At 54.3% G+C, this 13,227-nt stretch carries 13 protein-coding genes and 1 pseudogene; 4 read left to right on the top strand and 10 right to left on the bottom strand.

Features of this window, described 5'->3' with window-relative positions; all coding sequences use genetic code 11:
- Positions 1-19: 19 nt before the first annotated feature.
- The 9 genes and pseudogenes from B7L15_RS12560 to B7L15_RS12520 all read right to left on the bottom strand — a co-directional run bounded on the left by B7L15_RS12560 (position 20) and on the right by B7L15_RS12520 (position 6,062).
- Positions 20-646, bottom strand: coding sequence for an HD domain-containing protein (locus tag B7L15_RS12560; RefSeq protein ID WP_254902936.1), 627 nt, complete (start codon positions 644-646; stop codon positions 20-22).
- Positions 647-701: 55 nt separating this feature from the next.
- Entirely contained in the window at positions 702-1,178 is a 477-nt protein-coding gene (locus B7L15_RS12555) for an OsmC family protein (RefSeq protein ID WP_085919307.1), read from the bottom strand.
- Between the two features lie 67 nt (positions 1,179-1,245).
- Positions 1,246-1,665 (bottom strand): GFA family protein, encoded by a 420-nt coding sequence (locus B7L15_RS12550; protein WP_085919306.1) that lies wholly within the window; start codon positions 1,663-1,665, stop codon positions 1,246-1,248.
- Positions 1,666-1,741: 76 nt separating this feature from the next.
- Positions 1,742-2,284 carry a macro domain-containing protein gene (locus B7L15_RS12545; protein WP_085919305.1) on the bottom strand — a complete coding sequence of 181 codons (543 nt, stop codon included), beginning with the start codon at positions 2,282-2,284 and terminating at the stop codon, positions 1,742-1,744.
- 201 nt (positions 2,285-2,485) lie between these two features.
- Positions 2,486-3,109 (bottom strand): hypothetical protein, encoded by a 624-nt coding sequence (locus B7L15_RS12540; RefSeq protein WP_085919304.1) that lies wholly within the window; start codon positions 3,107-3,109, stop codon positions 2,486-2,488.
- 58 nt (positions 3,110-3,167) lie between these two features.
- Positions 3,168-3,818: a hypothetical protein gene (locus B7L15_RS12535; RefSeq protein ID WP_139839374.1), complete on the bottom strand. Its 651-nt coding sequence runs from the start codon at positions 3,816-3,818 to the stop codon at positions 3,168-3,170.
- A gap of 195 nt (positions 3,819-4,013) precedes the next feature.
- Positions 4,014-4,364, bottom strand: a pseudogene (locus B7L15_RS12530) (transposase); the annotation flags it as partial.
- 473 nt (positions 4,365-4,837) lie between these two features.
- On the bottom strand, positions 4,838-5,038 hold the full coding sequence (locus B7L15_RS12525) for a hypothetical protein (protein WP_085919302.1): 201 nt from the start codon (positions 5,036-5,038) through the stop codon (positions 4,838-4,840).
- A gap of 64 nt (positions 5,039-5,102) precedes the next feature.
- Complete coding sequence (locus tag B7L15_RS12520; RefSeq protein WP_085919301.1) at positions 5,103-6,062, bottom strand: hypothetical protein; 960 nt, start codon at positions 6,060-6,062, stop codon at positions 5,103-5,105.
- Positions 6,063-6,919: 857 nt separating this feature from the next.
- On the opposite strand from B7L15_RS12520, the gene B7L15_RS12515 reads away from it, so the two are divergent.
- The gene (locus B7L15_RS12515) at positions 6,920-8,233 is read left to right on the top strand and encodes a hypothetical protein (RefSeq protein ID WP_085919300.1); all 1,314 of its coding nucleotides are present in this window, start codon (positions 6,920-6,922) and stop codon (positions 8,231-8,233) included.
- Positions 8,234-8,240: 7 nt separating this feature from the next.
- Here the strand turns inward: B7L15_RS12515 and B7L15_RS12510 are convergent, their stop codons facing one another.
- Positions 8,241-8,762: a zinc ribbon-containing protein gene (locus B7L15_RS12510; RefSeq protein WP_085919299.1), complete on the bottom strand. Its 522-nt coding sequence runs from the start codon at positions 8,760-8,762 to the stop codon at positions 8,241-8,243.
- A 161-nt stretch (positions 8,763-8,923) separates the two neighbouring features.
- On the opposite strand from B7L15_RS12510, the gene leuS reads away from it, so the two are divergent.
- The 3 genes from leuS to holA are packed head-to-tail and all read left to right on the top strand — an operon-like array spanning position 8,924 to position 13,064.
- Positions 8,924-11,509, top strand: coding sequence for a leucine--tRNA ligase (gene leuS, locus B7L15_RS12505; RefSeq protein ID WP_085919298.1), 2,586 nt, complete (start codon positions 8,924-8,926; stop codon positions 11,507-11,509).
- Complete coding sequence (locus B7L15_RS12500; protein WP_085919297.1) at positions 11,506-12,000, top strand: twin-arginine translocation signal domain-containing protein; 495 nt, start codon at positions 11,506-11,508, stop codon at positions 11,998-12,000. Before leuS ends, B7L15_RS12500 begins: the two co-directional genes overlap by 4 nt.
- Entirely contained in the window at positions 11,997-13,064 is a 1,068-nt protein-coding gene (holA, locus tag B7L15_RS12495; RefSeq protein WP_085919296.1) for a DNA polymerase III subunit delta, read from the top strand. The genes B7L15_RS12500 and holA overlap by 4 nt, the downstream gene beginning before the upstream one ends.
- The last annotated feature ends 163 nt before the right edge of the window (positions 13,065-13,227 follow it).

Below are 13,227 nucleotides of genomic sequence, written 5' to 3'. Positions count from 1 at the left end.
TTCGAATACGTACTTTCCTTTATATTTCAGCGCTTAACTGAGCCAAATACTGCTTCATAAAGGCGGTTCTCTTTTCCGCCTCTTCCCTGGCTGATTGCGTGTTAATGGTTTCAGCAATTCTAAGTAGCTTTGTATAGAAGTGATCAACCGTATTAGCACGGTCATTGGGCACACGAACATCACAGAACGGGTCCTCCGGGTCATACAGCCCCACCCCTAAACCTGTGCTCACCTGAAGGCACCTTGCAATCCCGATAGCCCCAAGCGCATCCAGCCTATCGGCGTCTTGCACAATCTGTGCTTCTATCGTTTGAGGATATACATTCGCGCTGAAACTATGCGCGATGATCGCATGCCCTATGTCGCTGTGATGCTCAGACGGATAATCGATGGCCGCCAGGAAATCCATCGCCTTCTCGGAGGCGATAAAAGAACTCCGCGCCCTGTCGGGGTGATTCTTGGGGAATGAAAAGCAATCATGTAAATACGCGGCCGGCAAAACCACTTCAAGTTTCGCCCCTTCTATTGCACATAACGATTTGGCGGTTTTAACGACTCTCAATACATGATTCAAATCATGCGCCGGGTCTTGCTCCATTTCAGCGTTAATGAAGCTGATGAACTGGTGTTCATAATGCTCTACCACGCTACATCCTTATTCGTCATGTACCGTTAATGCCTGCACTTGTCAGGCACGTCGATTACCCGGTGAGAATCTCAGGCTCACATCCAACGTCAAAATTGACAGAATTGGCAATAAAACAGAACGAATGCGCTTTATCGTGCAGAGCTGTCGCCAGCTCCCTGTCGTCAGCCGCCCCGATTCGGATGCGTGGCTTCAGCGTTACGTTCTCGAAATAGCCACTGCCATTGGTCGTCTCGATCATTCGACCCGTGGCGTTGTCTATATACTCCGTTACCGTAATGCCAGCGTTGGCGCACAGATGCAGGTACCAAAGCATATGGCATGCCGAGAGCGAGCTTAGCAATAGCTCTTCCGGATTATAACGGGACGAATCGCCCAGGAAGGCGGGATCTGCCGATCCGAATATTGTCGGTTTGCTGGCGCACGTTATCTCGTGGTCACGCGAGAAGGCGCGATAATGTTGGGTACCCTCGCCTGAATTCCCCGTCCAGACAACGGTAGCGGCATAATCGTGCCGACCTTTTTCTGACATTGATGCTTCCCTCTTCAGAAATGACCCGCCTCATCGCTTAAACGGAGACGCACCCGTCGATTGGCCTTTATTCACCATACTGGGCGAACACTTCTTCGCCGGTCAGCTGCTTGGTTTTTTCTGCCAACGAATAGTAACGCGGCTTTTGGTCGATGAATATTTGCTCGGTTATTTGCCAATCACCTGAGTCATCAAGAAGACCCACGGGAAGCGCGTAATGACCCTCTTGCTTTAAGCAATAGAAGAGATGAGTGCCACACTGCTGGCAGAAACCACGCTCGGCCCATTCTGAGGAACTAAAGATGGAAATATGCTCTGTGCCTTGGAAATCCACATCACTGGCAAACTCAACCGCAAACATCGGGCCACCACCCCACTTTCGACACATCGAGCAGTGACAAACGCCGACATGGTGACTGTTGGTGATAACAGTGACGCTGACCAGACCGCACAGGCAGGCCCCCTGACGCTGTGTGGTAGATACCATCTTGGTCTCCTTCCGTTGTGCTTACATCGACTCTGATGCCCACGCTGTGCCTCATGTGAGGGAATAAACACAGCTGCTAGCCCGCTGGATCAACGGTCAAGCGTTGAGCCAATGCGTCGTGGAGTGTTTGCCGGGCCGCTTCATCGAATAATACAAAGCGGATCAGGCGCACTTTGCGCAAGGTGGGCAGTATGGCCTCAAGAATCGTCGCGCACACTTGTGCGGCCTGCTTCGCTGGGTAGCCAAAGGCGCCCGTGGAGAGCGCCGGAAAAGCCAGCCGCTCAATGCCGTGCTCGTCAGCTAGTGTCAGCGCATTACGGTAGCAGTCTGCCAGCAATTGATCCTCGGGCTTATCCACGCCATACACCGGGCCCAGACAATGAATCACCCAAGGGTTAGGCAGATCATGACCACCAGTAAGTACCGCCTGGCCCGGGGAGATAGGCGCCATCGGCCGCCCCTCTTCCGCCAAGCCTGGCCCGGCAGCGCGATGAAGCGCCCCGGCGACGCCTCCGCCGGTTCTCAATTGCGCATTGGCAGCATTAACCACGGCATCGACATCGGGCTGCTGGGCAATATCGCCCACCACGCACTGCACGCTGATGCGGTTGTCGCTCATAGGCTTCTCCGTCTATTGCCATGTATCAGGCAGACTCTAGTGTTGCTGAACCTTGGTGACTGGGGCAAATACTGAAAGTGTAGACTGAAAAAGCGCTTTGGTTCATGCATTGCCCTTTATGGCCGCACTGGCTTCGCGAATCTTACTAAATCGCCGCGCCAGCATTGTTCCTCTATCCGGGCTATCCCTTTGACCGAGTTGTTAGGGGCGCGGTGCTGCACGGTTAGGCCTTGTAACGATCTCTGCAATATCAGCAATGCTTCCGATTGTAAGCAGGACAGGAGCCAGTTCCTCGACTTGGCCGTGCGGAAGCCATGCAAAACGCCACTCATTCTGCAAGATGAATTGGCGTGGCTTAGAGAAAACTGCGCCCAGTTTGCTTTTACCACCATATATAACGGCGGCATCCATGCCTGCCCACTGAGGCAGCGCAAGCTCCGCTGCAGAGTGAAGCCTTTCGCAGAAACCTTCTACTTCATGGATAACGAGACACGCATCGGTGTCAGGAAAGTCGTCAAATAGATGTTTATCCCAGCACTTTGAAAAACAGATGGTCAAGTAATTTGTCCCGACCTCTGATCTATAGACCACATCGCCAAGTGGTTTGATTGTCTGTCCTGTGCGCTCAATAGTAATAGACACTGAACTAGCTGAAGATTTGCTGACACGAACCAACTCATCATCGTGTTGTGCTAAATCAGTCTCTTGTTGACTATAGTCAGACGCGGGCCGAAGACGAAACTCGCCCAGTTCAAGGGAGCGTTCTAGCCACTTTCTTTCTGAGTATCGATACAGCTTTGGCGGGCGAGTGAGGTCGATTGCCATATGCTCCTAAAGCTTGCTTCAGATGCGCGGCTTAGCCGCGTCATCCTGTACGCACTTGTTAATTGCCATTAGTAGTAGTTTCTTGAATGAGCGGGCTCCATTCCGACCAGCTCTGAAGCAGCCGCGTATCCTTCAGCCGTTTCTCCGTCTGCTCCCGTGGATATTTGTGCCACTCGTCAAGATTACTGAGTTTCAACCGTCGCGCATCCTTCTCGAAGAAGCGGAACGCTACTCGTTCAAGATTTGCTGAAATGTCTATAAAATCCTGGCGAATAATACTCCCAACGGACAGGTAATCCTCGCTCGCTATGGGCTGCAGGTGGAGGTGGAGAGTCACTAAATAATCCTGGAGGAAACTTGCCTCTCGCTTGGCATCGATAGACAACCAAGTAGAGCCCGCCAAGCAGTTGTTGATAGCGGAAGCGAACCACTGCTCAAACTCCTCTTGAGAGACGAGAACTTGTGGTGCTCTGATAACCTCTCCCTCCGCATCAACAGTACCAAGCGCTACCATTACTCTCATCTCAAGAGCTACTTTGATCAGATTCTCATGGGCCTGAATCCTACGCTCCAATAGCTTATCCCAGAGACGGAGGTCGTAATCTCGCTTCCTCAGCAGCCAACCGACCACCAACGAGATAAACGCGCCTCCCACTGCGCCGCCAAGGGCTATGACGAGATTCACGTGCGCCTCTAGAAATTCCATCACAGTATCTTGTCCTTTGTGGAGCTAACGAGGCTGTAGAAAAACCCGATTTCGAGCACTTCTATCGCCTGTCTTCCTAATTTTTTGGCTCAGCCCGTCATCTGGCTGAGTCATCCTAATATCGGCATTCAGCCACTAAGGTGTGCGCCTAATGCCAGTTAAGAGGGTTATTTTGCGACATACCCCGCTCATCGCCTTTCATGACGCGGCCAAATGACCATAATTCGCTAACTTCTCAATATTGTGCACCATACAGTAGAGCTTCCACTGACCTTGCACCTTCTTCTTACCCCGCAGGCTGAAGCGGCTCAGTCTCTTCGTCGTGCCAATATTACCGAACACAGGTTCTACTACCGACATGCGGTGGCTGTAAATTTCTTTGCCCTTGGGGCTATCGACTCGGTGCTTCATCCAGTCCGTGTAATTGGGTAAGCGCTTGTTCTCGATAATAAAAGATACTTGTCGGCCAGCGCCGTTGCGATGGTCGGCCGAGCTTGGGTTCTGCATGCCCCGGTATTTTTTTGGGTAATGCCGACATTGCAGCAAACGCAAACCGGTCGCATCATCGTGATACTTAGGATGGTAAACTGGCAAGTCGAGCTTGTGCTCAATCAGGTAGTGTAAGGCGTGTTCAAAGATGCCTGGCTGGAGCTAATTTGGTAGTTGATCACCACCATGCGTTCTGTAGTTATAAGCCTTGAAGCGCGGCATGCTGACCACTCCTCGTCTGTTTCCTCAATCCTACCAAAACTTAGGCGTCAGCGGTTTTTTCTACAGCCTCAACGCTCAAAGCAGGCGCGCTGTAAGCGTCGGCTGCCTTTGCTTGTTATGTTTTTTTCTTATGCACATAGGGGTGGAATATAAAACCAATAACTGCGAACACCCCTGTAATATATGCCAGTATTTTCAAGAGATCTTGAAATGAAACCAATGCGATTAAAGATTTATCCGCAATATCATTCTTGTATAAAGCGAGCTTGCACTGCTGATATGATTTCATTTCAAATGTACACGTGAGATCACTAAAAGCGACTTCTTTTTTTTAATTCCTGCTCCACTTCATACTTTAATTTATACGAATCTGCCACTATAGGCAGGGTAATTTTAGTTACTTGAATAATTGATACTAAATAAAGGGTGGCAATTACGATAAACGCCTTAAACAAAGCACTATAACCTTGCTTGCTCGTAATTTCAGATATTGCATAGTCAAAAATCTTCACTTTTTACTCCTTTAGCGCCCGCGTAATAGGCGCGAGCTTGCGAGCGTCCTAATTGACGCGATTGTTAAGTGTTGGGCACGCCAAACTGATTAGAATTATGATGAATCAACTCAACCTCATCCATGTGATGTATCTTTTGCTGCAATATTGGTTCAGGAATAATATCTCGTAAGCCTTGGAAGTGGCCATCCGTAGTAAATATTCTATCAACGTATGTCATATAAATTGAATGCAAACTATCGAACCATACTCCTCTTGGGTACTTACCAGACGCCTGAGATATAGTCATATAGGCCATAACACAAAACGGCCCCCTATGAACAAGCGCAGGCAACTTCCTCAACACATAGGCTACCCTATCCGCAGTTGAATCGATTCCCAATTCCTGCCAAAAGACTTTTATAGGTTCATTGTCAAAATCGGCTTCGGCACATAGAACTATCATTATGTAGTATAGAGCTACTTTATAGCTCAATAATTGCTCGCTGCTTGCTGGTTCACCTGATTGAATGAAAGGAAGCTCTTTTACTAAATTACTAAGAGAGCCATCTAAGCCTGAAAAGGCTTTATCTGAACCTACAACTAGATCACCATGCTTTATCAATTCGTGGACATTTTTTGTAAATGACTGAATTAATTTTACACGCTCCCTCACTTCTTTATGATCGATTATAAAAGTTTTATTTCTATCATCAACGAGATCTCTCCAGACGTCTGCTATCCTTGACGTGGACTTCATCTCTCGTGCTTGTTCGACTTTTGGCATTCCTTGGCGAATATACGGAATAATTAGTTCCGCTGGCGAAGGTAGTAACTCCCTGCTAAAAAGATGCTGACAAAAATATAGTATTTCTTCTCGCCGAACCTCATCTGAGGTCATCAAAATTTCCCATAGTGTTATGGGTGACAACCTCCACTCACGCCCTTTATTTAACTGAAGCTGCTTCGTAGCTAAAGCGTCATCAACAGAGTGGCCTTCCATGAAGAAATTGACGGCAGACGTTTCTAAATACCAGATTTCCATTATCAATTCCTACACTTAACAGGTATTAGACGGCGCGTCCTATGATTGGATGAACGTGCCAACATGTTTACTTAGCAAATTTAGCCTACCTTTTCGCGTGTAACCACATGATTTTCAATTAAATTAACATTAATTAGGCAACATTTTCAGAATTCGTACTCGTGTGCGTTTTCCCAAGCTCAATAATACTGTATTCATATCCATAATTAAGAGATCGACACCAAATGGATATGCAGCAGGTCCCCGAAACTAATGGATCGTGTGAAAGCTGTTACGCGAGTAAAGCGCTACAGTCCACGTACCGGAAAAACATATACGCTAAACTCAGGCACGCTACCGCCCCGGTGCGTCTGGGATGCGTTAAAGCGCTCCGCCTGCGACCGTCTCACCATTTTTTGTCACCTATTTTGGATTACACAGACGTTATAACGTCGACGTTACTCAGTTTCCTTTGGCATTGCAAAGCAGACACTAATCTTTTGTTATGGCATTCCTCACCTAGGTTCATGGCGGGGTTTTGGCCTTATCATCGCTCGGCTAGTCTGGCTCCTGCATTGGTGTGGTGCTTGTAGGGGGTGCGTGCCGCAGTGAGTTTCTGGGCATTTTGGTGGGTGCCTTTCTTGAATCCATGCATGCGTTAGGTGTTGTGGCCTTATCAATCGCCCGACAAGTCGAGATCCTGCATTGGTGTGGTGCTTTTAGGGGGTTGTGTGACGCGTTGGATTTGTGTGCATTTCGATGGGGCCTTTACCGAACACACGTATGCATCAGGCGTTGCGGCCCTTACAGATCGGTTCGGGGCTGGCCTTCCGTTGCAAACCCGATTAGCCTGCTAACTCAACCAGTAAGGGATTGAGATGCAAGAGACGACTTCTCGGCAGCGCTTGGCGGGCGTGCTGATTTTGCTTGGTTTGGTAGTGCAAATAGTGGGGTTTAGCGGCTGGGCGGCGACCACGCAGGCGGTAAGCTATGTGCTGTGGGCGGCGGTACTGTTGCTGTGGCGGGATATTACCAGGCGTTCGCGTATCCAGGCGGGGGTGTTGATTGGCCTGGGCGCGGGCATGCTGTTGGTGGCGCGGTTTGTCTATGGTGCTGAGGTCGATTGGCCTGCCATGTTGCAGGGCAATGTGTTCGTGGTGGCCATGCTGGTGGGCGTCAGTTTTATTACGCTGATTGGCAAGCAAGGCAGCAAAGGTGCCTCGGGGAGTCGCGTGACCGGCGCGGGTGGCGTGCTTCGCACCTGGTTGGGGGTGCATTTCCTGGGCACGATCCTGAATCTTTCCACCGTGCTGATGGTTGGCGACAAGCTGGCGAGGCGCGGGCCGCTTAAGATGCCGCAATTATTGGCACTGAACCGTGGGCTTTCCAGCGCCGCGCTGTGGTCGCCGTTTTTTGCCTCAATGGGCCTGGTGATCTCGCTGGTGCCGGACGTCGAGTACGCGCACATTGCCCTGGCGGGCTTTCCCCTGGCGATGATGGCGGGGTTGTTCACGACGCTGGAGCTTAGACGGCGATTTGACCTGCGCGAGGTGGATGGCTATTCGCTGGCACCGCGTAGCCTGCTGATGCCGGTGGGCATGGCGGCGCTGGTGATGCTGTTTCACTTCTGGCTGACGCCGTCGCTGACCATTGTCAGCATTATTACCTTCCTGCTGCCAGCCGTTGCCGTGCTGAGCAACCTGCGCGAGGGGCCGCGTTTTACCCTGCGGCGAGTTCGCCAGCATACCCTCAGCCGCTTGCCTGCCATGCGCGGCGAGGTGTCGCTGTTCCTGGCGGCGGGGTTATTGACGCTGGGGCTTTCCACCCTGGTATCGGCCGCGGCGGGTAACGACTGGACCATGTTTACGGACTTTGGCACACCCCAGGCGATGATCAGCTTCGCCGCTATCTCCCTGAGTGCACTGGCCGGGCTGCACCCGATTATCGGCGTGTCGGTTTTGGCCTCGATACTCAACCTGGAGGGCGGCGAGCAAACGCTGTTTGCCTTTGTGGCATTGAGCTCGTGGGCGGTGGGCACCAGCGTGGGGCCGCTGTCGGGCATCAACCTGTCCCTTCAGGGCCGCTACGGGGTGAGCGGTTACCGGATGATGACCAACAACCTCCTGTACGCGGCTGTCCTGAGCCTGCTCTCGCTGGGGGCGATCGCAGGCGTCAGTTTGATCGTCGGCTAGCGATGTATCAGGTCTCGACGATTTTGCCGGGAAAACGGTAAAAGTAGCGATGGCCGCACTGGTGGCAAGGCTCCAGCCGCGAGACGCTGTGAAGCATCACCTGGGCGTCGCAGTGCACGCAGGCCATCAGGCCGGGAGCGGCCATCTCGCCTTCGCAGTAATCGGCGCGGGCGGCTTCCAGGTCGTCGTCAAAGCGCTCACGCTCGACGATGCTCCGGTCGGCAATCGAAAGCAGCGACTCCGCCACGCGGCGGGTAAGGTGGTCAAGATCAATGCCCAACCAGCTGGCCACCTGCTTGCCGGTATCCGACATGTAGTGGCGCATGTCTTTCAGATCACGCTCTACCCAGGCCCGCAGCAAAGCCAGTTCATCCTTGGTGTACTCTTCCAGCTCCGCTTCAAACTCAACGGCGTCGTCCAGGTCCTTTTGCAGATTTTCCCAAGTCAGCTCGTCAGCGCCGTCCCGCATCCGTTCCAGCAAACGCTCGTAGCCTTCGCGTAGGCGATGGTCGTTGTGTTGTTCACTCATGGTCCCTCTCCTTTTGTCGACGCGCGGTGTGACCTATCATGGCCTAGCCGTTCAAGGATACACCTGCATAGGATACAATCGACGCCACTAATCTGACAGTCGTCATCTAACATTCACTTTGCGCCCAACTTGGGCGATACGCCAAGGCATTAAATAAACCGATGGACGCACAATACAGCCCTCGTGAAATTGAACGCGACGCCCAACAATATTGGGATCAACATCAATGCTTTAAAGCGGTAGAGGACGCGAACCGCGAAAAGTTTTACTGCCTTTCGATGTTCCCCTACCCCAGCGGCAAGCTGCACATGGGCCACGTGCGTAACTACACTATCGGCGACGTGGTGTCCCGCTTCCAGCGCATGCAGGGCAAGAATGTCATGCAGCCCATGGGTTGGGATGCGTTCGGCATGCCGGCGGAAAACGCCGCGATTCAAAACCAGGTACCGCCCGCCAAGTGGACGTACCAGAACATCGACTACATGCGCAACCAGTTGAAAGCCCTCGGTTTTGCCTACGACTGGAGCCGCGAATTCGCCACCTGCGATACCAGTTATTACCGCTGGGAGCAGTGGTTCTTCACCAAGCTGGTGGAAAAGGGGCTGGTGTACAAGAAGATGTCCACGGTCAACTGGGACCCGGTCGACCAGACCGTTCTGGCCAACGAGCAGGTCATTGAAGGCCGCGGCTGGCGTTCCGGCGCGCTGGTCGAGCGCAAGGAAATCCCGCTGTGGTTTTTGAAGATCACCGACTACGCCGATGAGCTGCTGGCGGATCTCGACAACGTCGAGTGGCCCGAGCAGGTCAAGACCATGCAGCGCAACTGGATCGGCAAATCCCAGGGCGTCGAGCTGTCTTTCGACATCAAGGCCCCCGACGGCTCGAGCGGTGAGCCGCTTTCGGTGTACACCACGCGCCCGGACACGCTGTTCGGCGTTACCTATATGGCCGTTGCCGCCGATCATCCGCTCGCCAAACAGGCCGCTGAAGGCAACGCCGAGCTGCAGGCCTTCCGCGAGGAGTGCGCCCGGGGCGGCACCTCGGAAGCCGAAATGGCCACCAAGGAGAAAAAAGGCCTGCCCACGGGCTTCAAGGCCATTCATCCGCTTACCGGTAACGAAGTGCCCGTCTTTGTGGCCAACTTCGTGCTGATGGAGTTCGGTACCGGGGCGGTCATGGCCGTACCTGCCCACGACCAGCGCGACTGGGAGTTCGCCACCAAGTACGGCATCGAGATCAATCCGGTGATTGCCGATGAAAACGGCAACACACCCGACCTGTCCCAGGGCGCGTATGCCGAACACGGTATGCTGATCAACTCTGGCGAGTTCAACGGGCTGGGCTTCGAGGACGGCTTTGATGCAATCGCCGCCAAGCTCGCCGAGATGGGCCGCGGCGAGGTCAAGACCAACTACCGCCTGCGCGACTGGGGGGTGGCCCGCCAGCGCTACTGGGGTGCGCCGATTCCGGTCAAATACGGCCCTGAAGGCCAGACCGTGCCGCTTACCGATGACCAGTTGCCGGTCGAACTGCCGATGGAAGTCACCGTCGACGCCTCGGGGTCACCGCTCAAGAAGATGCCCGAGTTTTCCGACCTGGGCGACGGCTGGACCCGGGAGACCGACACCTTCGACACCTTCATGGAGTCTTCGTGGTATTTCGCGCGCTTCTGCTGCGCTGACAACCATGAGGCCATGCTTGATGAGCGGGCCAACTACTGGCTACCGGTCGACCTTTACATCGGCGGGATCGAGCACGCCATCCTGCACCTGCTCTACGCCCGCTTCTTCCATAAGCTGATGCGTGACTTTGGCCTGGTGGATTCCGATGAGCCCTTCCAGCAGCTGCTGACCCAGGGCATGGTGATTGCGGAAACCTACTACCGCACCACCGAGAACGGCGGTAAGGAGTGGTTCAACCCCGCCGATGTCGAGGTCAAGCGCGATGAGAAAGGCCGCCCGCTGAGTGCGGTACTGATGAGCGATGGCCAGCCGGTGGAAATGGGCGGCATCGAGAAGATGTCCAAGTCGAAGAACAACGGCGTTGACCCGCAGTCGATGATCGACAAGTTCGGCGCCGACACCGTTCGCCTGTTCATGATGTTTGCCGCGCCCCCCGAACAGTCACTGGAGTGGTCGGATTCCGGCGTGGAAGGCGCCCACCGCTTCCTGAAGCGCATGTGGCGGCAGGTTCACGAGCACCTTGAAGCCGGTTCGCCGGGCAAACTGGACGTGGCCGCGCTGGATGACGACCAGAAAGCACTGCGCCGCAAGACCCATGAAACCATCAAGAAAGCCAGCGACGACATTGGCCGCCGGACGACCTTCAACACCGCCATTGCCGCGGTGATGGAGCTTTCCAACGCCCTGGCCCGCTTCGATGACGACTCAGCCCAGGGGCTTGCGGTGAGCCGTGAGGCACTGGAAGCCTGCGTATTGCTGCTGGCACCGATCACGCCGCACCTTTGCCATCGCCTGTGGCAGCAATTGGGCCATACGACCCCGGCGATTGAAACGCCCTGGCCTGCCATCGACGAAGCGGCGCTTACCCGCGACACCATTGAGCTTGTGGTCCAGGTTAACGGCAAATTGCGGGCCCGTATGGAAGCCCCGGCCAGCGCCGACAAAGCTGCCATTGAGCAGTTGGCAATGGAAAACGACAACGTCCAGCGTCACCTGGAAGACAAGACGGTGCGTAAAGTCATCGTGGTGCCGGGCAAGCTGGTCAACATAGTGGTGAGCGGATGAATCGACGGACTTTTTTAGCCACCAGTATGGCCGCCTCGGCGGCCGTGCTCCTCAGCGCCTGCGGTTTTCGGCTGCGCGGTGCGGGTTCCATGCCCAGCCTGCCGCCGCTGGCCCTTGAAGGCGATACCAATAGCGACCTGGCTCTCCAGCTCATCGACCGTTTGGAGCAGCAAGGCACTGCCATCACGGATAGCGGCCAATGGCGCGTGACGCTGGGATCGCCGACGTTGGACGAACGGCGCCTGGGCGGCGAAGTTCGCGGTAGCCGGGACCACGAGCTGACCCTTAACATTACGCTGTCTGTTCAACGCCGCGAGGACAACGCCTACCTGCTCAACGGTGAAACGCTGTCGACCAGTACCCGTATTCGCATCAATGATAATGACCTGCTCAACCGCGAGGACCTGTTCAGCGAAGCCGAGCAAAGCCTCAATCGTGAATTGACGCAGCGCATTATCGAACGTCTCAGCGCCCTGTATAACGCCTCGTGAAAGTCTTTGCCGATCAACTGCCCGCCGCCCTGGCCAAGTCGCTGCCCAAGGTCGTGATTGTGGCCGGCGATGAGCCGCTTCAGCACCGCGATGCCTGCGATGCTGTAAGAGCCGCGGCCCGCCAGGCGGGTATCGAGGAGCGCGAAGTCCTGGATGTCGAGCCCAACTTTGCCTGGGGGCGGCTGCTTGAAGTGGCCAGCAACCTGTCGCTGTTCGCCACCAACAAGCTGCTTGAACTGCGTTTGGGCCAGCACAAGCTGGGGCAGGAAGGTAGTAAGGCGTTGGCCGAATACGCCCAGCACCTGGACAATAACGATGACCTGCTGTTGATCAGTATGGGCAAGCTTGATGCCAAGCAGCAAAAAAGTGCCTGGTTCAAGGCGCTCGATAAGCATGGTCTGTTTGTCCCGGTATGGCCGGTTGATGTCTCGCGGCTGGGTTACTTTCTGCGCGACCGTGCCTCACTTCACGGCTTGCAGATCGACCTGGACGCCGCTCGCCTGCTGGGTGAACGTACCGAAGGCAATCTGCTGGCGGCTGATCAGGCGATGCAGAAACTGGCCCTCATTCACCCCCAGGGTACCCGGCTTAGTGCGGAAAGCATTGCCCAGGGCGTGGAAGACAGCACCCGCTTTGATGTTTTCACCCTGGCCGACGCCTGTTTGAAAGGCGAACCCAGCCGCGTCTCGCGGATTATCACCGGGTTGCGTAGTGAGGGCGTGGAAGCGCCTATCGTCCTCTGGGCGCTAACCCGCGAGCTACGTACGCTGCTGTCGCTGCATCAACACATGGACCAGGGACAGAGCTTTGAGCACGCCTGCAAGGCTCAAAAGCCGATGATTTTCGACAAGCGCCGCCCAGGCTATCAAAAAGCCACTCAGCGGCTACCCATGAAGCGTTTACATAAGCTGCTGTTGATGGCCCAACGACTGGATCTCGCCGTTAAAGGGGCGTCACCGGTGCCGTTATGGCCCGGATTGCACGACCTGGCGATGACCATGGCCGGTGGACGCGGGTTACTGGCTGAATCGGCCTGGACGTACCGCGTTGCCCCCAGCTTTTAGGCTTTTCCGGCTTCCTGCATTCAAGCACTATTGACCGAATAAGCAATAACCGTGAATTCTCGGTACCAAAGCGTGTACCCCGCTTAAAAAACGGCTGAATTCTTCCTATACTCATGTTTCAAGCCGTTTGTGCTTGGCCCATCCCTATAAATATGTCTAAGGA

Source organism: Halomonas sp. CSM-2, assembly GCF_002119345.1.
GTDB classification, from domain to species: Bacteria; Pseudomonadota; Gammaproteobacteria; order Pseudomonadales; family Halomonadaceae; genus Vreelandella; species Vreelandella janggokensis.
This window is presented reverse-complemented; position numbering and strand designations above follow the sequence as displayed.